A 21,346-nucleotide genomic window follows, 5' to 3' on the forward strand; every position below is an offset into this window, starting at 1 on the left:
GCGGGGCGGGCTTCGCCCGCCGCGTCTGCCCGGCCACCCGGCCTGCTACGGTCGGTCACCAATTCAATGAAAACTCGACGCGCGCCGGGTGATAATGCGCCGGCGCGGAAATGCCTCCGCGCCGCGTTCGCTCAGGCGGGTGCGCCGCGCCGTGGCGCGCCTTCCTTCAGCGGAGACGGCAGCGCGCCATGCGATGCGGGATCGCCAGGGCCTGCCGCTTCCTCGGGAGTCGTCTGGCCCCGGGGGGAGTAGGCAAATAACGCCGGCCTGACCGGCATGAAAACGGGATCGTTACATTGATGAGCATTACCGAAATGTTTGCGTGGCTGACCAGCGAGAACGGCCTGATGGCCCTGCTGGCGCAGAACTGGGTGCTGGGCACCCTGATCATCGCCCTCATCATCTTCGTCGAGACGGGACTGGTGATCATGCCCTTCCTGCCGGGCGATTCACTGCTGTTCGCGGCGGGCGCCTTCCTCGGGCTGGCGGGCATCGATCCGCTGACCTCCATCGCCATCATCACGGCCGCCGCCATCGCCGGCGACGCGCTCAACTACACGATCGGTTCTTCCCGCTGGGGCCAGAAGCTGGCGCACAGCCGATGGATCAAGCCCGCGCACATGGAGCGCGCGCGGGAATACTTCGCGCGCTTCGGCGCCATGACGATCACCGTCGCCCGCTTCGTGCCCATCGTGCGCACGCTGGCGCCTTTCGTGGCCGGCCTGTCGCAGATGCCGCGCGGCCGCTTCTACGCCTACAACGTGGTCGGCGGCGTCGTCTGGTGCAGCTCGATGATGCTGGCCGGCTATTGGCTGGGCTCGATTCCCTGGGTCCGGGCCAACCTGCATTGGGTCTCGGTCATCATCATCGGCCTGTCGCTGATCCCCGTCGCGCTGCAATGGCTGCAGGTGCGACGCCTGGCGCAGCAGCGCTGACGCCAGGCGCCGGGCTGGCTAGACCAGGCGCTGCGGCGTCCGGCGGCGCCAGCCCAGCATGAAGTAGCCCGACTGCAGGACCAGCATCGCCATGAAGGCCAGGGCGTAGGCCCACCAGATGCCGGACAGGCCGATGCGCGCGTCCAGCCACCAGGCGGCGGGCAGTTCCACGCCCACGATGGCCAGCACGCCCAGCGTGGCGGGCACGAGCACCGTGCCGCTGGCGCGCATCACGCCCGACAGCACGGACGCGCAGCCCAGCGCCACCACGCTCCACGCCACGATGCGCAGCAATTCGCCGGCCTGCGCGGCGGCGGCGCCGTCCTTCAGGAACAGGCCGATGGCGTAGGGCGCCAGTGCATAGGCGGCGCAGACGAACAGGCCCGTCACCGCCACGTTCATCATCAACCCGGTGCGGGCGATGGCGCCCAGCCGGTGGCCGCGTCCGGCGCCGATGGCGTGGGCGGCCAGGATGGTGGCGCTGATGCCCAGCGACATCGCGGGCAGTTGCAGCCAGCTCATCAGCTGCGTCACCGCGCCATAGGCCGCCGTGGCCTGCGCGCCGTGTCGATTCACCAGCCCCAGCAGCGCGATCTCGGCCGCCGCCATGGTCAGCATCTGCAGGGCGGCCGGCACGCCGATCTTCAGGATCGAGCGCGTCAGCGCTGGGTCGAAGCGCAGTTCGCGCAGCAGGGCTGCATTGGGCGCCAGGGGATGGCCCCGGCGGCGCCAGCGCCACGCCAGCCAGCCCAGCGCCAGCGTGAAGCCGAGCAGCGTGGACACGGCCGGGCTGAGGACATCGAGCCTGGGCAGCCCCGCCCAGCCGGCGATCAGCGCGGGCGTGCACAACAGCGCCACGCCAGTCGCCAGGATCAGCGCCCACATGGGCGAGACGGCATCGCCCACGCCCCGGCTGATGGATGTGGCCAGCCACAGCAGGAAGATCAGCGGCGCGCCGACCAGCATCACGCGGGCGTAGCGCACCGCGTCATCGAGGATCTCGGGCGGCGTGTCCAGGGCCTTGAGCAGCATGGGGGCGGTCAGGCCGCCGATCACACTGACGATCAGGCCCACCGCCAGCACCAGCGCCAGGGCCGTGCCGGCGACGGCGCGCGCGCGGGTCGGATTGCGGGCGCCCCAGGCCTGGCCGGCCAGCACGGTGGCGCCGACGCTCAGGCCGATGATGATGGCCAGCAGAAAAAAGAACACGGGAAAGAAGGCCGAGACGGCGGCGATCGCTTCCAGGCCGATCATCTGGCCGAGATAGATGCCGTCGATGGTGCCGGCGGCGGCCTGCAGCGTGTTGGTCAGCATCATGGGCGCCAGGATGGCCAGATAGGCTTTCCATAAGGGCGGGGCTTGCAAGGGAGGCAAGGTGGTTGCCTGGGTCATCGCGTTTCCTTGGGCGATACGGGGCCTGTCCGCGACGGAAAGGGTTCCGGCGGAAGGTCATGGGTCCGTGGGGAAGTGGTTGGTCCGCCTGTCCGGGAGGCGGCGCGTCAGTGGCGCGCAATCGGGCCGGGCAGGCAGGTGCAAATATTACCCGGACAAAATAATCAAATCAATATGTCCGGGTAAAAATATTTGAAGTAGACCTGGGCAGCCGTGGCGGCGGCACGGGGCACCCGGATCGGAGGCGGCCGGGCGGTGAAGCGGGACAAAAAAACGGCGGCCCCTCGCGGGACCGCCGTTCTCTTTGCTGGCGCATCCGCGCGCAACGCGGATCGCCGGGCAGGGCAGAGGCTTAGCCGATGGAGGCCAGGATCTGGTTCAGCGTGGCGCTGGGACGCATGGCCGCGACAGCCTTGGCCTCGTCCAGCTGGTAGTAGCCGCCGAGGTCCACGGGCTTGCCCTGGGCCGCCTTCAGCTCGTCCAGGATGCGGGTCTCGCGCTCGCCGAATTCCATCGCGGCGTTGGCGAACTGCTTGGCCAGCGCGGCGTCCTCGGTCTGGGCGGCCACGGCCTGGGCCCAGTACATGGCCAGGTAGTAGTGGCTGCCGCGATTGTCCAGGCCGCCGACCTTGCGGGCGGGCGACTTGTTCTCGTCCAGGAACTTGGCGGTGGCCTGGTCCAGGGTCTTGGCCAGCACCTGGGCCTTGGCGTTCTTATAGGTACGGCCAAGGTGATCCAGCGATTCGGCCAGGGCCATGAACTCGCCCAGCGAATCCCAGCGCAGGAAGCCTTCTTCGACGAACTGCTGCACGTGCTTGGGCGCGGAACCGCCGGCGCCGGTCTCGAACAGCTCGCCGCCGGCCATCAGCGGGACGATCGACAGCATCTTGGCGCTGGTGCCCAGCTCCATGATGGGGAACAGGTCGGTCAGGTAGTCGCGCAGCACGTTGCCGGTCACCGAGATGGTGTCCTGGCCGGCGCGGATGCGCTTGAGCGAGAACTTGGTGGCTTCGACCGGATCCAGGATGCGCAGGTCCAGGCCGCTGGTGTCGTGGTCGTTCAGGTACTGCTTGACCTTGGCGATGACCTGCGCGTCGTGGGCGCGGTTCTCGTCCAGCCAGAACACGGCCGGGGTCTTGGTGGCGCGGGCGCGGGTGACGGCCAGCTTGACCCAGTCCTGCACGGCGGCGTCCTTGGTCTGGCACATGCGCCACAGGTCGCCGGCCTCGACGGCCTGCTCCAGCAGCACCTTGCCCGAGGCGTCGGTGACGCGCACGGTGCCGGCGGCCGGGATGACGAAGGTCTTGTTATGCGAGCCGTATTCCTCGGCGGCCTGGGCCATCAGGCCGACGTTGGGCACGCTGCCCATCGTGACCGGATTGAAGGCGCCGTTGGCCTTGCAGTCCTCGATCACGGCCTGGTAGACGCCGGCGTAGCAGCGGTCCGGGATCACGGCCTTGGCGTCCTGCAGTTCGCCGGCGGCGTTCCACATCTTGCCCGAGTCGCGGATCATGGCCGGCATCGAGGCGTCGACGATCACGTCGCTGGGCACGTGCAGGTTGGTGATGCCGCGGTCGGAGTTGACCATGGCCAGCGCGGGCAGCGTCTTGTAGGCCGCGTCGATGTCGGCGGTGATGGCGGCCTGCTGCTCGGCGGGCAGGCTCTGGATCTTGGCGTACAGGTCGCCGATGCCGTTGTTGGGGTCGAAGCCCGCCTGCTTGAGCGCGTCGGCGTGCTTGGCCAGCACGTCCTTGTAGAACACGGACACCACGTGGCCGAAGATGACGGGGTCGGAGACCTTCATCATGGTGGCCTTCAGGTGCACCGAGAACAGCACGCCCTTGGCGCGGGCGTCGTCCACCTGCGCCTGCAGGAAGGACTTCAGCTTGGCGACGGACATGACGGCGGCGTCGATGATCTCGCCGGCCTTGACCGGGGTCTTGTCCTTGAGCACGGTGACGGCGCCGTCGGCGGCGGCCAGCTCGATCTTCAGGTCGCCGGCTTCGGCGATCAGGGCCGACTTCTCGGTGCCGTAGAAGTCGCCTTCATTCATGTGGGACACGTGCGACTTGGAGTCGGCTGCCCAGGCGCCCATCTTGTGGGGGTGCTTGCGGGCGTAGTTCTTGACCGACAGCGGCGCGCGGCGGTCGGAGTTGCCTTCGCGCAGCACCGGGTTGACGGCGCTGCCCTTGACCTTGTCGTAGCGCGCCTTGACGTCGCGCTCGGTGTCGTTGGCGGGCGAATCCGGGTAGTCGGGCAGCTTGTAGCCCTGGGCCTGCAGTTCCTTGATGGCGGCCTTCAGCTGCGGCATCGAGGCGCTGATGTTCGGCAGCTTGATGATGTTGGCTTCCGGCTTGACGGCCAGCGCGCCCAGTTCGGCCAGGGCGTCGCCCAGCTTCTGGCTTTCTTCAAGATAGTCGGGGAAGACGGCGATGATGCGGCCGGCCAGCGAGATGTCGCGCGTTTCGACGGTGATGCCGGCGGACTTGGCGAAGGCCTGGACGATGGGCAGCAGCGAACGGGTCGCCAGCGCCGGAGCTTCATCGGTAAAGGTATAGATAATCTTCGGAGTAAGAGACATGATCCTTGAATCTGCCCGGCGCCTCGCGCTGGGCGCGGACCTGGGCATGCTGTGCGGCGCTAGCCGGTAGTGTTGTCGAGAGTGGCCAAACATGGCTGCCGCCCGGCCTTTGTCACGGTCAAGTTGCTCGACCGTCCAGGTGGGTGCCGCAGTCACTAATCGAACATTGTAATACCGTGGCAGGCTCGGAGGACAGCGGCGCGGGCGCCGGGCGTCCATTTGACAAACGGTCGGGCTTGGCGGAAAGTACGTCCCATGAATGCACGCGTCGCCAGCATCTCGCTGATTATTATTTCCATCATTCCCGAAATGGTGGGTTAGCCAGCGACCGCATTCAGTCACAGCCACCCGCCCAGACAGGCGGGTTTTTTGTGTCCGCCGTTCCGGGCAAACACAGAGAACCCGCATGCCAGACACGCCGACCGCCACCGTTTCCCCCGCTTTTTCCTCCGTTTCCGCCGATCTCGCCGCCCCGTCCGGCGCGGCCGGATTCGCCCAGGGCCAGCCCTCGCAGCTGGACTATCTGCGCCAGATCCTGTCCGCCCGCGTCTATGACATCGCCCGCGAAACCGAGCTGGAACCGGCGCGCGGCCTGTCGGCCCGGCTGGGCAACGCGGTGTACCTGAAGCGCGAGGACAACCAGCCGGTGTTCTCGTTCAAGGTGCGCGGCGCCTACAACAAGATGCGCAACACGCCGCAGGCCGCGCTGGACCGGGGCGTGATCACGGCGTCGGCCGGCAACCACGCCCAGGGCGTGGCGATCTCGGCCGCCCGGCTGGGCGTGCGCGCCACCATCGTGGTGCCGCAGACCGCGCCGCAGGTGAAGGTGGACGCGGTGCGCGCCCACGGCGGGCCGACGGTGGAGGTGGTGCTGGCCGGCGATTCCTACAGCGACGCCTACGCCCACGCGCAGACGCTGGCGCGGCGGCAGGCGCTGACCTTCATCCCGGCCTTCGACGATCCCTACGTGATCGCCGGCCAGGGCACGGTGGGCATGGAGATCCTGCGCCAGATGCCGTCGGCGCCCGACGTGGTGTTCGTGCCCATCGGCGGCGGCAGCCTGGCGGCGGGCGTGTCCACCTACGTCAAGGCCGTCAATCCGGCGGTGCGCGTGGTCGGCGTGCAGACCGAGGATTCCTGCGCCATGGCGCAATCGCTGCGCGCGGGCGAGCGGGTGAATCTGGCCGAGGTCGGTCTGTTCTCGGACGGCACCGCCGTCAAGCTGGTGGGCGAGGAAACCTTCCGCCTGTGCCGCGAGTACCTGGACGAGGTGATCCTGGTGGACACCGATGCGGTCTGCGCCGCCATCAAGGACGTGTTCCTGGAAACGCGCAGCGTGCTGGAGCCGGCCGGCGCGCTGGCGCTGGCGGGCCTGAAGCGCTATGTGGAGCGGGAAGGGCTGAGCGGCCGGTCGCTGGTGGCCATCACCTCGGGCGCCAACATGAACTTCGATCGCATGCGCTTCGTGGCCGACCGCGCCGACGTGGGCGAGGCGCGCGAGGCGGCCTTCGCCGTCACGCTGCCGGAAGAGCGCGGCAGCTTCCGCCGCTTCTGCGCCGTGATCGGGCAGCGCAACGTCACCGAGTTCAACTACCGCATCGCCGACGAGCGCCGCGCCCATATCTTCGTCGGCGTGCAGATCGCGCGGCGGGGCGAGGCCGCCGACATCTCGCGGTCCCTGCAGGACGAAGGCTTCGACGTGCGCGATCTGAGCCACGACGAGCTGTCCAAGCAGCACATCCGCTACATGGTCGGCGGCCGCTCGCCGCTGGCGGCGGGCGAGCGTCTGTTCCGTTTCGAGTTCCCGGAGCGTCCGGGCGCGTTGATGAAATTCCTGTCGGCCATGGCGCCGAACTGGAACATCAGCCTGTTCCACTACCGCAACCAGGGCGTGGATTTCAGCTCGGCCCTGGTCGGCATCCAGGCGCCGCCGGCGGACGCGACGGCGCTGGACGCCTTCCTGGCGCAACTGGGCTACGCCCATTCCGAGGAAACCGACAACCCGGCCTACCGGCAATTCCTGGCCTGAAAACGGGCGGACCGCCATGGCGTGGCGGTCCGGATCGCGCGGGGGAGAGAGGGGGCGCTAGGCGCGCGAATCGCCCATGCGCGGTTGCTGGCCGGCGCCCGCGGCATGCGGCTGCCGCCACCAGCGCTGGCCCGCGTGCGGCGCGGCGATGTCGATGCGTTCGCCCATCATCGGCGTGGTGACCTGGATGCCGCGCGGCGCGGCCAGCGCCACCACCTGCTGGAACGGATCATCCCAGGCGTGCATCGCCAGATCGAAAGTGCCGTTGTGGATCGGCAGCAGCCAGCGGCCGCGCAGATCCTGGTGGGCCTGCACGGTTTCGGTCGGCTGCATGTGCACGTAGGGCCACTGCGGATCGTAGGCGCCGGTTTCCATCAGGGTCAGGTCGAAGGGACCGAAGCGCCGGCCGATTTCGGCGAAGCCGTCGAAATAGCCGCTGTCGCCGCTGAAGAAGACGCGCAGCTCGTCGTCCTCGATCACCCAGGACGACCACAACGTGCGATTGCTGTCGGCGAGGCTGCGTCCGGAAAAATGCTGGGCCGGCGTGGCCGTCAGGCGCAGGCCGTCGATTTCGACGTCTTGCCACCAATCGAACTGGCGGATCCGGTCCGCCGACACACCCCAGGCGGCCAGGCGGTCGCCCACGCCCAGCGGCGACAGGAATACCTCGGTCTTGCTCGCCAGCGCCTTGATGGCGCGGCGGTCGAGGTGGTCGTAGTGATCGTGCGACAGGATCACGCCGCGTAGCGGCGGCAGCTCGGCCAGGGAAATCGGCGGGGCATGAAAGCGCTTCGGTCCCAGGAACTGCACCGGCGAGGCGCGCTCGCTGAACACCGGATCGGTCAGCCACCAGCCGCCGCGCAGCCGCAGCAACACCGTCGAATGACCCAGCCGGTACAGACTGCGGTCCGGCGCCAGGCGCAGCGCCTCGCGCGTCAGCGGGTGCACGGGCACCGGCGCGGGCGGCGTGGTGTTGGCCGGCTTGTTGAAGAAGAAATCCCACATGATTCGGGCGCTGGACGCCGGCGCCTTGGTGGGCTTGGGCGTGGCGTTGCGGAAGCGGCCGCCGCTGGCTTGTGGCGAGCTGGCGTAGTCGCCGGTGGCGGCACAGGAAAAGGGATTGCGCATCGAGACCATCAACTCCGTATACAGGGCGGGGCGGCGGGCCGGCGGCCTGGGCGGCCGGCGGATCGCCCCGGATTGCCCAGAGCTTAAGGGCTGGATGGGGAACGATCCATGCTTTAAAGTCGTTATTTCTTTGTTGATCGTACGGAATCTGTCTTGGATCCTTTGTCAGACGTGCTTTCTCTGCTCAAACCGCAAAGCCAGCTTTACGCGGGTTTCGACGTGGCGGGCGAGTGGTCGTTCGCTTTTCCTGCGCACGACGGCATCAAGTTCGCCGCCGCCCTGCGCGGATCGTGCTGGGGCAGGGTGGCGGGGCAGGACGCGCCGATCCGTTTCGACGAGGGCGACTGCTTCCTGGTGAACCGGGGATGCCGCTTCGTGATGGCGTCGGACCTGGCGCTCGCGCCGGACGACCCCTCCCATCTCTTGGAAGCCGTGGTGCGCGACGGCATCGCCGTCCACAACGGCGGCGGCGAGCAGTTCCTGGTCAGCGGCAAGGTGAACTTCGACAGCCATCACGCGGCGCTGCTGTTCGACGCCTTGCCGCCCCTGATCAAAGTGCCGGGCGCTTCGCCGCAGGCAGCCGTGCTGCGCTGGGCGCTGGAGCAGCTGGCCTCGGAGTTGCGTAGTCCGGGTCCCGGCGGCGCGCTGGTATCGACCCATCTGGTCCATCTGATGCTGGTGCAGATCCTGCGCATCCACCTGGGCGCGCTGTCTTGCGGCGCACCGGCGGGCTGGCTGTCGGCGCTGGCGGATCCCAGGATCGGCGCGGCGCTGGGCGCCATCCACGCCGAACCGGGACGCGGCTGGACGCTGGAGGCGCTGGCCCGCGTCGCCGGCGTGTCGCGCACGGTCTTCGCGCAGCGCTTCAAGGCGCTGGCGGGAACCACGGTGATGAACTACCTGACGCGCTGGCGCATGCACACGGCGGCCGAACGGCTGCGCAGCGGCGACGAGAGCATTTCCGCCATCGCGTTTTCGCTGGGCTATGAATCCGAAAGCGCCTTCAGCACGGCGTTCAAGCGCGCCATGCTGTGCGCGCCGTCGCAGTACCGGCGCGGGGGCGGGGCGCTGCCGCTGACGGTCTGAGGGTGCGCATGTAGCGGCTTGCCGGCGTCCGATGGCGTCATCGCATGTCAGCCGGACGGCCTAGCGCGAAGGATCCAGGCATCGTCCATCAGGCCTAGGGCATGGGTCGGGAACCGCTACTTTTGGCGGCTTTTCGGCGTCCTGGTCCGGCGCCAATAATCGCTTCATCTGGCTTGACCGGGTTGCCGGCCAAGAAAGGGCGATGTCCTGCATGGGGCATCCACTCATGGAGCAGACTCATGGTTGGGACCGAGACGATTCTTGTCACCGGCGGCGCTGGCTTCATCGGTTCGCATACCTGCGTGGAACTGCTGGCGCAAGGCTACCGGGTCGTGGCGTTGGACAGCCTGATCAACAGCCATCCGGAAGCGATCGCGCGCATACGCCGCATCGCCGGCGGCGAGCTGGCCTTCGTGCGCGGCGACGCCTGTTCCCTTGAAACGCTGGAGCAGCTGTTCGACGCGCATCGCATAGACGGCGTCATCCATTTCGCGGCGCACAAGGCCGTGGGCGATTCCGTCCGCACGCCGCTGGCCTACTATCGCAACAATCTGATCAGCCTGCTGAATCTGCTTGAGGTCATGCGGACGCGGCAGGTCAAGACCTTGGTGTTCAGTTCGTCCGCGACGGTGTATGGCGATCCGGCCACGGTGCCGCTGGACGAGACCGCGCCGCTTTCGGCAACCAACCCCTATGCGCAGACCAAGCTTGCCGGCGAGCGGATCCTGGCCGATCTGGCCGCGTCCGACCCGGCCTGGCGCATTGCCACGCTACGGTATTTCAATCCGGTGGGGGCGCACGAGAGCGGCCTGATCGGTGAAGATCCGTCGGGCATTCCCAACAACCTGATGCCTTTCGTGGCCCGCGTGGCGTCGGGACGCCTGCCCTTGCTGCGCGTGTTCGGGCGCGACTGGCCGACGCCGGACGGCACCGGCGTGCGCGATTACGTCCATGTGGTCGATCTGGCGCGCGGTCATATCGCGGCGCTGGCGGCCCTCAAGCGCGGGCCGAGCGGCTTCACGGTCAACCTGGGCACCGGACGCGGGTACAGCGTGCTGGAGGTCATCGCCGCGTTCGAGCGCGCCAGCGGCCGGCAGGTGCCCTATGAATTCACGGAGCGCCGTTCCGGCGATGTGGCGGTCTACTATGCCGCGACCGGACTGGCCCGCGCCTTGCTGGGTTGGGAGGCCAGTCTTGATCTTGACCGCATGTGCGAGGATGCCTGGCGCTGGCAGAGCCGCAATCCGGCGGGCTATCGGTCCGCGTAGCCCAGCCGGGACGCGAGCCGGACGCTCATCTCAAGCGCTGGCGTCCGCCAGCAGCGGCCGCGCGGCCAGCGCGCCGCGAAACGATTCCAGCAGCACGCGCTTGTTCTCGCGGCTGCGGTAGGCGTGCTCGCGCATCAGGTTCTCGGCGCGCACCGCCTCGCGCCGGGTGATGGCGCGCAGCAGGTCTTCGTGGTCGGCCTGGGCGCGCAGCACGAAGGGCGTTTCCAGCAATGAGGGGGTGGACGGCAGCGTCAGCGCGGCCGGGCCGGCCAGCGGCGTCTTGTTGTTGTGTTCCAGCGCCGACAGCAGCGCGCGGTTGCCGGCGGCCTCGCACAGGATTTCGTGAAAGCGCCGGTTGATCTGGCCCCATGCGCGCGCGTCCACCGTGGTGTTCGGATCCAGCCGCGCCGGCGCCAGCAGCTGGCGGCCTTCTTCCACCGCCTGCTCCAACTGCGCCAGCACCTCGGGCGGGGCGCCGCGCTCGGCCAGCAGCCGCGCGGCCATGCCTTCCAGCACGCCGCGCACGTCCACCGCGTCGCCGATCTCGTCCACCGTGAAGGCGCGCACGCGAAAGCCGCGCGACGGCAGCCGTTCCAGCAGGCCTTCCTTTTCCAGCTCGGTCAGCGCGATGCGCAGCGGCGTGCGCGATACGCCCAGCCGCGCCGAGAACTGCAGCTCCACCACGCGCTCGCCGGGCTGCAGGGCGCCGGACAGCACCATGTCGCGGAGTTCGGAAATGACTTTGTCGATCTGTGCGGCCATGCGGCAAGGTCCTGGGGTGGTCGGGGAAGGATTCAGTGTACCCGCGAAATTGCATGCAATCTGTCGATAAATATCTGATCTGCCCTTGCGATTTCTCAAAATTGCATGCAATAATTTATAAAAACAACGAATGGGCGTCAGAAAAAGCCAGGATTGCATGCAAAACCGGGTACGGATGCATGCCTTCAGTCCGAACCGACAGGAGACAAGATGAAGCTGATGAGCTTCGAGCAGAGGGGCCGCCAGGCCTGGGGCGTGGTGCGCGGCGAGGAGGTCGTTGACCTGTCCGGCGTGTGGCCCGACTTGCGGACCGCGCTGGAGGACGGCGCCGGGCGCATCGCCCGGGAGGCCGACCGCGCCGGCATGCCCTGTACGCCCCTGGCGGGCCTGCAATGGCTGCCGCCCGTGCCCAACCCGCGCAAGATTCTGTGCGTGGGCCTGAACTATGGCCGCCACGTGCTGGAGGCCGGCCGCGAGCTGCCGGCGCATCCCTCGCTGTTCATCCGCTACGCCGACAGCTTCGTCGGCCACGGCCAAGACATGTGGAAGCCGCGCGCCTCCGACCGCTACGACTATGAAGGCGAGCTGGCCGTGGTCATTGGCCGGGCAGGGCGCCACATCGCGGCGCGCGACGCGCTGTCGCACGTGGCCGGCTACACCTGCATGGCCGAGAACTCGGTGCGTGACTTCCAGAAGCACAACGCCCAGGTCACGCCCGGCAAGAACTTCGAGCGCAGCGGCGCGCTGGGCCCCTGGCTGGTCACCGCCGACGAGATCGGCGACCCGGCGCGCTTGCGGGTGATGACGCGGCTGAACGGCGAGACCCTGCAACAGGGCGAGGTCTCGGACCTGATTTTTCCCATCGCCGAGCTGATCGCCTACGTCAGCGCCTTCACCCCCCTGTCGCCGGGCGACGTGATCGCCACCGGCACGCCGGAGGGCGTGGGCTCCAGCCGCAAGCCGCCGCGCTTCATGGCCGTGGGCGACACGCTGGAAGTGGACATTCCAGGCGTGGGCACGCTGGTCAACCGGGTGGCGGACGAACCCGCCCCGGCACATCAAGAACAAGGAGACGCGCATGGCTGATGCGCTGCTGTACCTGACGGAACGCGACGTGGTCTCGGTGCTGGACATGCGCCGCGCCATCGACGCGCTGCACGGCATGCTGGTGGCCCAGGGCCGCGACGAGGCCCGCAACCTGCCCAAGGCGCTGGCGACCTGGGGCGATGGCAGTTCGATGCACGCGCTGGGCTCGGTACAGACGGGCGAGGGCGGCTACGCCGGCTTCAAGACCTGGGTCCATACCAAGGCGGGCGGCGGCTCGGTGTTCAGCCTGTTCGACGCCCGCACCGGATTCCTGCGCGCGGTGATCGAGGCGCGCGCGCTGGGCATGCTGCGCACCGCCGCGATCAGCGGCGTGGCCACCCGCGCCCTGGCGCCGCAAGACGCCAGCCGCGCCGCGCTGATCGGCACCGGACCGCAGGCCGTGACGCAGCTGGCGGCGCTGGCCGAAGTGCGCGAACTGCGGCGGGTGCGCGTGTACAGCCCCACGGCGGAAAAGCGCCGCGCCTTCGTCGCGGCGGCCTCGGCCCGATACGCCTTCGAGATCGAGGAGTCCCCCACGCTGGCGCACGCGCTGGCCGATGCCGAGATCGTGACCCTGATCACGCGCGCCGTCGAACCCTTCGTGGATGCGGCCCAGCTGGCCGACTGCCGCCACCTGAACGCGGTGGGCGCGATCTTGCCGGCCAAGGCCGAGTTCGCGCAGGACGTGTTCGAACGCGCCGACCGCGTGGTGGTCGACGACCTGGAGAACGCCAGGCGCGGTTCGCGCGAGCTGCGCGAGCGCTACGGCGTCGATGCGCCGTCCTGGCCCGGCGTGTCGCGGCTGAGCGATGTGCTGGCGGCCGGCGAAACGCGCGCCCCGGATGCGCGGCTGACGCTGTTCAAGGGCATGGGCATGGGCCTGTCCGACCTGGCGATGGCCACGGTGGTGTACGAGCAGGCGCTGGCGCGCGGCCTGGGCGTGGCGCTGCCGCCGCAGACCCGCGAGAACCTGCTGCTGGCGCAGGGCTGACACCAACATTCAATGAGACAGCCGGCGCGAGCGCCGGCGGCAACAGGAGACAAGCATGTTCATCGACGTCAGCGGGGCCGCGCCCCGCGAACAGGACAAGTGGCCGTCCATCGTGATCCCCAAGGAGGCGATCGACCTGGAAATCGCCCGCCTGATCGACGCGCCCAAGCCGGACAACGGCCGCCGCGCCTCCCTCATCGTGCATCCGAACGCGCGCGCGCCCGGCCTGGGCCTGGCGCCGGGAACCGACGTGACCATCAACGTGGTCAACCCCGGCGAGCGCACCTGGAACCTGCGCAAGAACTCCAACATGCTGGAGATCTGCATCAGCGGCGAGGGCGTGGCCACCGTGGCGGGCCGCGATATCCGCGCCGGCCGGTGGGACGTCTGGAACACGCCCGCCATGCAGGTGCATTCCTACCGCAACGAAGGCAAGGAACCGTGGGTGCGCCTGTCGTACTCCAACGCGCCGCTGCTGGAAAAGCTGGAGATCCATTACGTCGAGGAATTCGAGGGCGACGTGCCGCCGGCCGACGCCAACACCAAGCCGGTGCCGGCCCGCGCTCCGGGCGCCGCGCGCTCGCGCGACCTGGCGCTGCGCGAGCAGATCACGCCGGAAGGCGCCTGGCTGATGGGCTATGAGTGGCTGATCGATATCGACGTGCTGGAATCCAAGGCGCTGCACTGGCCCTGGGCCGAGGTCTCGCGTCACCTGCCGACGGTGGAAGACATCGCGCGCGGCTACAACGGCCGACGCCTGTTCGTGCTCTACAACCCGGCCACCGAGCGGCGCATCGGCACCACGCACAGCTTCTTCGCCACCATTTCGTCCTCGCCGCCGGACAACCATCACGTGCCGCATCGCCACAGCTCGTCGGCCATCAACTACTACCTGCGCGGCAACGGCTACAGCAAGGTCAGCGGCGAACGGCTGGACTGGAAGGCCGGCGACCTGATCCTGTCGGCGCCGGGCTGGGCCATGCACTCGCACCATTCCGGCACCGAGACCACGTCCGCGCTGACCGTGCAGGACCATCCGCTGCAGATCGCCATGGAATCGCTGATCTGGCAGGAGCGCATGCAGGAGCCCATCCTGGCGCTGGGCAGCCAGAGCGGCTTCGAGAGCAACCGCGCGCAGCTGGCCGCCGCGTCCTGAGCGCCGCCGCGCCGACACCGACATGAACCCTGGATCCGACATGACCCTGACCGAGCTTTCCGACGCCCCGGCGCTGCGCGCGCGCCTGCGGGATTTCTATGAAGACTACGCCCACTGCCTGGACGAGGACCGGCTGGAGCAATGGCCCGACTTCTTCACCGAGGACTGCCATTACCGCGTGCTCTCGCGCGAGAACCACGACGCCGGCCTGCCGCTGGGGCTGATCTATTGCATGAACAAGAACATGGTGCGCGACCGGGTCACCGCGCTGCGCGAGACCACCATGTTCGAGCCGCGCGCGCTGCGCCACTTCATCAGCGGCGTGCGCGTGACCGAGGTCGATGGCGACCGCATCGTCGCGCAGGCCAATTTCGCGGTGATGGAGTCGCTGTCCGACCGCGAGCCCACGCTGAACATGGTCGGCCGCTACCTGGACGAGCTGCGCGTGACGCCGCAGGGGCTGGCGTTCAGCCGCCGCGACTGCGTCTACGACAACTACCGCGTGCGCACCTCGCTCATCGTCCCCATCTGAATCCGCCGCAAGGAAATCCGTCATGACCTGTCCCGACGCCGCCACGCGGCAAGAAGCGCCCGCCGCGGCCCCCGTCCATATCGAGCGCCGCTGGCCCAAGGAAGGCTATACGCGCATCCCCAACTGGGTCTACACCGATCCGGCCATCTTCCAGAAGGAGATGGACGTGTTCTTCGGCGGCAAGACCTGGAACTACGTGGGCCTGGAATGCGAAGTGCCCGAGACCGGCTGCTTCAAGCGCAACTGGATCGGCAACCGTCCCGTCATCATGGTGCGCGGTGAAAACGGTGATATCCACGTGCTGGAGAACCGCTGCGCCCATCGCGGCGCGCAGATCTGCTGGCAGAACACCGGCAAGGTGGCCGATTTCACCTGCCCGTACCACCAATGGAACTATGACCTGGAAGGCAATCTGCAGGGCGTGCCGTTCCGGCGCGGCGCGCTGGGCAAGGGCGGCATGCCGCGCGACTTCGATCCCAAGCAGAACGGCATCCGCAAGCTGCGCAGCGTCAATCGCGGCGGCTCGGTCTGGGCCACCTTCGCCGAGGACGCGCCCAGCTTCGAGGACTACTGCGGTCCGGAAGTGCTGGCGGAGATCGATCACATGCTGCCGGGCAAGCCGCTCAAGCTGCTGGGCTACAGCCGCCAGCTGATCCCCAGCAACTGGAAGATGTACCTGGAGAACCTGAAGGATCCGTACCACGCGACCCTGCTGCACACCTTCTACATCACCTTCGGCCTGTGGCGCGCGGATTCCAAGTCCGAGTGCATTCCGACCGGCGGCGGCGCGCACAGCGTGATGGTGTCGCACAACGAAGGCAAGAAGAAGACCGAGGCCACCACCGAGATGAGCCGCTTCCGCGAGGACCTGGAGCTGCTGGACCTGGAGACGGTCACGCCGCGCGCCGAGTTCAATCGCGGACGCGTCGGCGGCGCCTGGGTGTTCCCGGCGGCGCAGTTCGGCATCCAGGCCAATTCGCTCAAGACGCGCCACGTCATTCCGCGCAGCCCCACCGAGCACGAGCTGGTGTTCACCTACTACGGCTACGAGGACGACGACGAGGAAATGACGCGCCTGCGCCTGAAGCACGCCAACCTGCTGGGGCCGGCCGGCTTCGTGTCCATGGACGACAGCGAGATGCTGAACCAGGTGCAGATCGGCGTCACCGGCTACCCGGAAGCGCGCGGCATCGTCGAAATGGGCGGCCGCGACACCGAGCCGGCCGACTACATGGTGACCGAGGTGCTGATCCGTTCGTTCTACGACTACTACCGCAAGGCGATGGGGCTGTGAGCATGGAAACCTGGAAACGCGTGGCCCAAGTGGGCGATATCTCGCCCGACACCAATACCCTGCGCGTCGTGCTGGACGGCGAGGGTGTCTGTCTCTATGACTTGCAAGGCGAGATCTGCGCCACGCAGGACCGCTGCCCGCATGGCAACGCCAGCCTGGCCGACGGCTACCTCGAGGACGGCACCATCGAATGCCCGCTGCACCAGGGCGTGTTCGACATCCGCAGCGGCAAGCCGAAATGCCCGCCCGTCACGACCGACCTGCGCCGCTACGAGGTGAAGGTGGACGGCGATGTCATCTACCTGAAGGCGGAAGCCGCGTGAACGCCGGCGCCATCGTCATCGTCGGCGCCGGCCAGGCGGGCGGCTGGGCCGCCACCACGCTGCGCGACCGCGGCTACGACGGCCGCATCGTGCTGCTGGGCGACGAGCCGCACGCGCCCTACGAACGGCCGCCGCTGAGCAAGGCGGTGCTGTCCGGCCAGGCCCTGGCGGAAAGCACCGAGCTGTTCGCCGCGCGCAAGCTGGAGTCGATGGGCATCGAGTTCGAGTCCGGCGTCGCGGCGCTGCGGCTGCGTCTGGCGGACAAGCGGGTCGATACGTCGGACGGGCGGGCGCTGGCCTACGACAAGCTGATCCTCTGCACCGGCGGCCGGCCCACGGTGCCGGCGCTGCCGGGCGTGGACCATGACGGCGTGCATGTGCTGCGCACGCGGGCCGACGCCGAACGGCTGCGCGCCCGGCTGGGCCCCGACCGGCATGTGCTGATCGTGGGCGGCGGCTGGATCGGGCTGGAGGTTGCCGCCACGGCGCGCCAGTCCGGCAGCAAGGTCACGGTGCTGGAGCGCGAGGCGCGGCTGTGCGCGCGCAGCGTGCAGCCGGGCGTGTCGGCGCATCTGGCGACGCTGCACGCGGCCAACGGCGTGGCGCTGCGGCTGAACGCCGGCCTGCGCGCCGTGGGCGGATCGGCCGACGGCCGGCCCGTGGCGGAGCTGGCGGATGGCTCCTCGATCGCCGCCGACGCGATCGTGCTGGGCGTGGGCCTCACGCCCAACGATGCGCTGGCGCGCGACGCCGGCATTGCCTGCGATCGCGGCGTGCTGGTGGACGAGCGTTGCCGCACGTCGGCACCGGACGTATACGCGGCCGGCGATGTGGCCGTGTCCGCGCGGCCCGGCGGCGGCCGCTTGCGGCTGGAGTCCTGGCAGAACGCGCAGGATCAGGGCACGGCGGCGGCGCTGTCGGCGCTGGGCCTGGGCGAAGCGTATCGGCCGACCGGCGCGGTCTGGTCGGAGCAATACGACGCCATGGTGCAGATCGTCGGCTTTCCGGCGCTGGCGGCCAGCGAGGTGCTGCGGCCGCAGGCGGATGCCCGCGCGCTGCTGTCGGTGGCGCTGGATGCGGAAGGCCGCGCCGTGGCGGGCGTGACAGTGAACGCGGCGCGCGAACTGCGCCAGCTGCGTAAATGGATCGCGCAGGGCGCGGTGCTGGATCCGGCGCTGCTGCGCCGGTCCGATGCGCCGCTGGCCAGCGCCCAGATCGGATGATGGCGACCCCGGAACCGGGCAAGGAGCATGCAATGGAACTTGAACACCTGCTTACCAAGGCCGCCTGCGAAGAAACCGTGCTGGCGTTTTTCCATGCGCTGGACACGCGCCGGCACGAAGCCGCCGCCGCGCTGATGACCGAAGACGGCTGCTGGGAACGGCAAGGACGGCTGCTGTCCGGCCGCGAGCAGATCCTGGACGCGCTCAATGGCCGCGCGCCGGATCGCGCCACCTGCCATGTCGTGACCAATCTGCGGCTGGCCACGCTGGACGGATCGCGGGCCACGGTCGCCTATTTCCTGACCGCCTATGAGAGCCGGCCGACGGAGCAGGGCGGGGCGCCACGGCTGGTCGCGATCCGCGAATGCCAGGACACGCTGGTGGCCACCGCGCAGGGCTGGCGGCTGCAGGACAAGCGCAGCCGCCGCCATCTGCCGCCCGAATGAGCGCCGGATGTCGAGCCTCAGGCACTGAATCGCAGCTATCGAATCACAGCCCCCGAATTCCAATCATCCCGGAGAACCTTCCATGGATTCCGCCACCATCAAGGCGCTGGCGCAGCGCCTGGACCAGGCCGAGCGCGGCCGCAGCCAGGTGCGCCAGCTGTCGCTGGACCATCCCGACATCACCATCGCCGACGCCTACGCCATCCAGCGTGAATGGGTGGCCTCCAAGATCGCGGCGGGCCGGCGGCTGGTCGGCCACAAGATCGGCCTGACCTCGCGCGCCATGCAGCTGTCGTCGCAGATCGACGAGCCGGACTACGGCGCGCTGCTGGACGACATGCTGTACGGCGACGGCGCCGAGATCCCGCGCGACCGCTACATCGTGCCGCGCGTCGAGGTGGAACTGGCCTTTATCCTGGAGCGCCGCCTGCAAGGGCCGGACGTGACGCTGTTCGACGTGCTGGACGCCGTGCGCTACGTGATTCCCGCGCTGGAAATCATCGACGCGCGCTCGCACCAGATCGATCCCGACACCAAGCGCCTGCGCAAGGTCTTCGACACCATCGCCGACAACGCGGCCAACGCCGGCGTGGTCATGGGCGGCCGCCCTGTGCGGGTCGGCGACACCGACCTGCGCTGGGTCGGCGCCATGATGTCGCGCAACGCCGTGATCGAAGAGACCGGCCTGGCGGCCGGCGTGCTGAATCATCCGGCCAACGGCGTGGTCTGGCTGGCCAACAAGCTGGCCGAGCACGATGTGGCGCTGGAGGCCGGGCAGATCATCCTGAGCGGCTCCTTCACGCGGCCGGTCTACGCCGAGCGCGGCGACACCTTCCACGTCGACTACGGCGCGCTGGGCGCCGTCAGCTGCCGTTTCGTCTGAGGAAAGCCGGATCCAGGAATACCCGCAGCAACCCGCGCGCCACATATCCACTACACAGGGCGCGCGCTACCATTGAACAGGAGACAAACTTGAAACCCTACAAGAGCTTGATCGGAACGGTCGCCGCCGCCTGCGCGTCGCTGGCGTTCTGTACGGCCCAGGCCGAGCCGGCCTGGCCCACCCACGCCATCACCCTGGTGGTGCCCTTCGCGGCCGGCGGCGGCGGCGACACGCTGGCGCGGCTGATGGCCGAACCGCTGGGACGCGAGCTGGGCCAGACCATCATCGTGGAAAACCGGCCGGGCGCCGGCGGCAATATCGGCACGTCCATCGCCGCGCGCGCCAATCCCGACGGCTACACGCTGGCATATGGCACCAACGGCACGCAGGCCACCAATCACTGGCTTTACAAGAGTCCTGGCTACGCGCCGGGCGACTTCGAGCCGGTGTCGCGCTTCACCATCATCGCCGCGGCCCTGGTGGTGAACAGCGCCGATGAACGCTTCAAGACCCTGGAGCAGCTGATCGCCTACGCCAAGTCGCGTCCGGGCGAACTGACCTGCGGCTCGGCCGGCAACGGCACCTCGTCGCACCTGGCCTGTGAACTGCTCAACCAGATGGCGGGCATCAAGGTCATGCACATCCCGTACAAGGGCGGCGGCGCGGCCATGACCGACCTGCTGGGCGGCCGCATCTCGTTCATGATCGACGTGATGCCCAACGTCTCGGGCCAGATCGCCGCCGGCAAGCTGCGCGCGCTGGGTGTGACCACGCCGGAACGGGTGGCGTCCAATCCGGACATTCCCACCGTCAGCGAGGCGGGCGTGAAAGGCTACGAGTTCTACGCCTGGGACGGCCTGTACGCGCCCAAGGGCACGCCGGTCGCCGTGCTGGACAAGCTCAACGCCGCCCTCAACCAGGTGCTGCAGAAGCCCGAGGTGCGCAAGATGCTGGAATCGCGCGGCGCCATTCCGTCGCCGACCACGCGGGCCGGCCTGAAGGACTTCGGCGCCGAGGAATACGAGCGGCTGGGCAAGGTGGTGAAGACCGCCGGCGCGTCGATCGACTGAGCGGGGCCAGGGCAGGCGGTGCGCAAGCGGACCGCCTGCGCACTGCGCGACCGGATCAGCCCAGCATCCGCAGCGCCATGGCGACGAGCCACTGCGCGTCGGCGGGCCTGGCATGCTCGCGGGCCTGCGAGTCGGCGCCCACCGCCACGAAAGGCGCCCGCACATGGGCGCCGATCTGGCCGGCGATGGGCTGGTGGTAGTCCGTGACCGCGAGCACGGGGCGCGCATCGCCGTTCAGGCAGGCGTCCAGATGCGAGGTCCGGGGCGTCATCAGGGGGTTGAGCCCGTTCCAGCGGTCGGCGGCGCCGGCGTCGCGCGCCAGGCGCGTATAGCTGGGGCAGCTCCAGATCTCGCTGTCTATGCCCCAGTCACGGCGCAGCCACCCGGCCGCCTGGATCACGCGCGACAAGGCCTTGCCCGCGCCGCACAGCCGGATCCGCGCGTCGGCCGACGCCGGGCCGATGCGGTACATCCCGCGCCAAGCGGCTTGCGCGTCCGGCTCGCTGAGCGGATCCGCGCCCGCGTCATCGCCATGCAGCGTCAGGTAGCAGCAGCCGGCGTCACCATCCACATACAGGGCTTGCAGCGCGCCCCGCAGGATCGCGCGGGCCTCGTCGGCCGATGCCGGGTCATACGGCGTGCAGGGCAGGTAGGCATTGAGCCAGACCGGCACATCGGGCATCACGCCCTTGGTCCAGCGCGACGGCGTGGTTTCCGCCAGGTTCAGGATGATGCCGCGATCCTGCGTTTCCCAGCAGGCCGCGCGCAGCGCGCTGGCGGCGCTGGCGCGCAAAAAATACAGCAGCGGTTTTTCATGGCCTGGCTCCGCGCCGCCGAAGCGCAGCGGCCAGGCCGCCGCGAGGCCCGCGTCGGGCACATCGTCCGCGCCGGGGCCCTTGACCAGCGACAGGTGGCTGGCGTCCCCGGCTTCCGCGAGCAGCGTGCGCGCCAGTCCCCGAGCCATCGCGGCCGGCGACTCCCGTGCTTGATGCGCCGCGCCGGAACGGCGGGCGGCCATGCGCGCCAGGCACGCCTGTGCGGCGGCGCGGGTGCTGGCCGAAGGTCGGGGCCCATTGTGCGTGTGGCTGGACATGTGTGTTTGCTCGGCGGATGCACACGGCGGTGCGTGCTTTGATTAGAATTGCATTTGCAACTATTGTA

General features: G+C 68.9%; 19 protein-coding genes. 14 read left to right on the plus strand and 5 right to left on the minus strand.

The window, feature by feature from the left end; genetic code table 11:
* The first annotated feature begins 299 nt into the window (after positions 1-299).
* Entirely contained in the window at positions 300-935 is a 636-nt protein-coding gene (locus C2U31_RS19955) for a VTT domain-containing protein (RefSeq protein ID WP_103274367.1), read from the plus strand.
* Between the two features lie 18 nt (positions 936-953).
* On the opposite strand, the gene C2U31_RS19960 is transcribed toward C2U31_RS19955, so the two are convergent.
* Positions 954-2,327, minus strand: coding sequence for an MATE family efflux transporter (locus tag C2U31_RS19960; protein ID WP_199770859.1), 1,374 nt, complete (start codon positions 2,325-2,327; stop codon positions 954-956).
* Positions 2,328-2,679: 352 nt separating this feature from the next.
* Complete coding sequence (locus C2U31_RS19965) at positions 2,680-4,908, minus strand: NADP-dependent isocitrate dehydrogenase (RefSeq protein ID WP_103274368.1); 2,229 nt, start codon at positions 4,906-4,908, stop codon at positions 2,680-2,682.
* 406 nt (positions 4,909-5,314) lie between these two features.
* Between C2U31_RS19965 and ilvA the strand changes: the two genes are divergently transcribed.
* The gene (gene ilvA / locus C2U31_RS19970) at positions 5,315-6,937 is read left to right on the plus strand and encodes a threonine ammonia-lyase, biosynthetic (protein ID WP_103274369.1); all 1,623 of its coding nucleotides are present in this window, start codon (positions 5,315-5,317) and stop codon (positions 6,935-6,937) included.
* A 57-nt stretch (positions 6,938-6,994) separates the two neighbouring features.
* Here ilvA and C2U31_RS19975 read toward each other — a convergent pair whose 3' ends face one another.
* A complete protein-coding gene (locus C2U31_RS19975) occupies positions 6,995-8,065 on the minus strand; it encodes an MBL fold metallo-hydrolase (protein ID WP_103276471.1) in 1,071 nt (356 codons plus the stop codon).
* Positions 8,066-8,218: 153 nt separating this feature from the next.
* Between C2U31_RS19975 and C2U31_RS19980 the strand changes: the two genes are divergently transcribed.
* Both C2U31_RS19980 and galE read left to right on the plus strand, forming a co-directional pair.
* The gene (locus C2U31_RS19980; protein WP_103274370.1) at positions 8,219-9,151 is read left to right on the plus strand and encodes an AraC family transcriptional regulator; all 933 of its coding nucleotides are present in this window, start codon (positions 8,219-8,221) and stop codon (positions 9,149-9,151) included.
* 239 nt (positions 9,152-9,390) lie between these two features.
* Positions 9,391-10,419 (plus strand): UDP-glucose 4-epimerase GalE, encoded by a 1,029-nt coding sequence (galE, locus tag C2U31_RS19985; protein WP_103274371.1) that lies wholly within the window; start codon positions 9,391-9,393, stop codon positions 10,417-10,419.
* Between the two features lie 30 nt (positions 10,420-10,449).
* Here the strand turns inward: galE and C2U31_RS19990 are convergent, their stop codons facing one another.
* Positions 10,450-11,181: a GntR family transcriptional regulator gene (locus tag C2U31_RS19990; protein WP_103274372.1), complete on the minus strand. Its 732-nt coding sequence runs from the start codon at positions 11,179-11,181 to the stop codon at positions 10,450-10,452.
* Positions 11,182-11,391: 210 nt separating this feature from the next.
* Between C2U31_RS19990 and C2U31_RS19995 the strand changes: the two genes are divergently transcribed.
* The 10 genes from C2U31_RS19995 (at position 11,392) to C2U31_RS20040 (ending at position 20,185) form a co-directional block, all read left to right on the plus strand.
* Complete coding sequence (locus tag C2U31_RS19995; protein ID WP_103274373.1) at positions 11,392-12,267, plus strand: fumarylacetoacetate hydrolase family protein; 876 nt, start codon at positions 11,392-11,394, stop codon at positions 12,265-12,267.
* Positions 12,260-13,258: an ornithine cyclodeaminase family protein gene (locus C2U31_RS20000; RefSeq protein WP_103274374.1), complete on the plus strand. Its 999-nt coding sequence runs from the start codon at positions 12,260-12,262 to the stop codon at positions 13,256-13,258. The genes C2U31_RS19995 and C2U31_RS20000 overlap by 8 nt, the downstream gene beginning before the upstream one ends.
* A 55-nt stretch (positions 13,259-13,313) precedes the next feature.
* A complete protein-coding gene (locus C2U31_RS20005; RefSeq protein WP_103274375.1) occupies positions 13,314-14,414 on the plus strand; it encodes a cupin domain-containing protein in 1,101 nt (366 codons plus the stop codon).
* A 40-nt stretch (positions 14,415-14,454) separates the two neighbouring features.
* Positions 14,455-14,946 (plus strand): aromatic-ring-hydroxylating dioxygenase subunit beta, encoded by a 492-nt coding sequence (locus C2U31_RS20010; protein WP_103274376.1) that lies wholly within the window; start codon positions 14,455-14,457, stop codon positions 14,944-14,946.
* A 22-nt stretch (positions 14,947-14,968) separates the two neighbouring features.
* Positions 14,969-16,240, plus strand: a complete 1,272-nt coding sequence (locus C2U31_RS20015; RefSeq protein ID WP_103274377.1) for an aromatic ring-hydroxylating dioxygenase subunit alpha — start codon at positions 14,969-14,971, stop codon at positions 16,238-16,240.
* Positions 16,241-16,242: 2 nt separating this feature from the next.
* On the plus strand, positions 16,243-16,563 hold the full coding sequence (locus C2U31_RS20020) for a non-heme iron oxygenase ferredoxin subunit (protein ID WP_103274378.1): 321 nt from the start codon (positions 16,243-16,245) through the stop codon (positions 16,561-16,563).
* Positions 16,560-17,786 carry an NAD(P)/FAD-dependent oxidoreductase gene (locus C2U31_RS20025; RefSeq protein ID WP_103274379.1) on the plus strand — a complete coding sequence of 409 codons (1,227 nt, stop codon included), beginning with the start codon at positions 16,560-16,562 and terminating at the stop codon, positions 17,784-17,786. Before C2U31_RS20020 ends, C2U31_RS20025 begins: the two co-directional genes overlap by 4 nt.
* Before the next feature lie 32 nt (positions 17,787-17,818).
* Entirely contained in the window at positions 17,819-18,232 is a 414-nt protein-coding gene (locus C2U31_RS20030) for a nuclear transport factor 2 family protein (protein ID WP_103274380.1), read from the plus strand.
* An 82-nt stretch (positions 18,233-18,314) separates the two neighbouring features.
* The gene (hpaH, locus tag C2U31_RS20035) at positions 18,315-19,115 is read left to right on the plus strand and encodes a 2-oxo-hept-4-ene-1,7-dioate hydratase (RefSeq protein ID WP_103274381.1); all 801 of its coding nucleotides are present in this window, start codon (positions 18,315-18,317) and stop codon (positions 19,113-19,115) included.
* Between the two features lie 89 nt (positions 19,116-19,204).
* Complete coding sequence (locus tag C2U31_RS20040; RefSeq protein ID WP_103274382.1) at positions 19,205-20,185, plus strand: tripartite tricarboxylate transporter substrate binding protein; 981 nt, start codon at positions 19,205-19,207, stop codon at positions 20,183-20,185.
* 55 nt (positions 20,186-20,240) lie between these two features.
* Here the strand turns inward: C2U31_RS20040 and C2U31_RS20045 are convergent, their stop codons facing one another.
* On the minus strand, positions 20,241-21,278 hold the full coding sequence (locus C2U31_RS20045; protein ID WP_103274383.1) for a pyruvate dehydrogenase: 1,038 nt from the start codon (positions 21,276-21,278) through the stop codon (positions 20,241-20,243).
* Positions 21,279-21,346 lie beyond the last annotated feature (68 nt).

Source organism: Achromobacter sp. AONIH1 (assembly GCF_002902905.1).
GTDB lineage: Bacteria > Pseudomonadota > Gammaproteobacteria > Burkholderiales > Burkholderiaceae_B > Achromobacter.

Excerpts from the sequence above, each read along its gene's own strand:
- C2U31_RS19975 (WP_103276471.1), bottom strand. The coding sequence starts at position 8,065 with ATGCGCAATCCCTTTTCCTGTGCCGCCACCGGCGACTACGCCAGCTCG.
- C2U31_RS20020 (WP_103274378.1), top strand. The coding sequence starts at position 16,243 with ATGGAAACCTGGAAACGCGTGGCCCAAGTGGGCGATATCTCGCCCGAC.
- C2U31_RS19965 (WP_103274368.1), bottom strand. The coding sequence starts at position 4,908 with ATGTCTCTTACTCCGAAGATTATCTATACCTTTACCGATGAAGCTCCG.
- C2U31_RS19955 (WP_103274367.1), top strand. The coding sequence starts at position 300 with ATGAGCATTACCGAAATGTTTGCGTGGCTGACCAGCGAGAACGGCCTG.
- C2U31_RS19960 (WP_199770859.1), bottom strand. The coding sequence starts at position 2,327 with ATGACCCAGGCAACCACCTTGCCTCCCTTGCAAGCCCCGCCCTTATGG.
- C2U31_RS20000 (WP_103274374.1), top strand. The coding sequence starts at position 12,260 with ATGGCTGATGCGCTGCTGTACCTGACGGAACGCGACGTGGTCTCGGTG.
- C2U31_RS20005 (WP_103274375.1), top strand. The coding sequence starts at position 13,314 with ATGTTCATCGACGTCAGCGGGGCCGCGCCCCGCGAACAGGACAAGTGG.
- hpaH (WP_103274381.1), top strand. The coding sequence starts at position 18,315 with ATGGATTCCGCCACCATCAAGGCGCTGGCGCAGCGCCTGGACCAGGCC.
- C2U31_RS20015 (WP_103274377.1), top strand. The coding sequence starts at position 14,969 with ATGACCTGTCCCGACGCCGCCACGCGGCAAGAAGCGCCCGCCGCGGCC.
- ilvA (WP_103274369.1), top strand. The coding sequence starts at position 5,315 with ATGCCAGACACGCCGACCGCCACCGTTTCCCCCGCTTTTTCCTCCGTT.
- C2U31_RS19990 (WP_103274372.1), bottom strand. The coding sequence starts at position 11,181 with ATGGCCGCACAGATCGACAAAGTCATTTCCGAACTCCGCGACATGGTG.
- C2U31_RS19995 (WP_103274373.1), top strand. The coding sequence starts at position 11,392 with ATGAAGCTGATGAGCTTCGAGCAGAGGGGCCGCCAGGCCTGGGGCGTG.
- C2U31_RS20030 (WP_103274380.1), top strand. The coding sequence starts at position 17,819 with ATGGAACTTGAACACCTGCTTACCAAGGCCGCCTGCGAAGAAACCGTG.
- C2U31_RS20045 (WP_103274383.1), bottom strand. The coding sequence starts at position 21,278 with ATGTCCAGCCACACGCACAATGGGCCCCGACCTTCGGCCAGCACCCGC.
- galE (WP_103274371.1), top strand. The coding sequence starts at position 9,391 with ATGGTTGGGACCGAGACGATTCTTGTCACCGGCGGCGCTGGCTTCATC.
- C2U31_RS20010 (WP_103274376.1), top strand. The coding sequence starts at position 14,455 with ATGACCCTGACCGAGCTTTCCGACGCCCCGGCGCTGCGCGCGCGCCTG.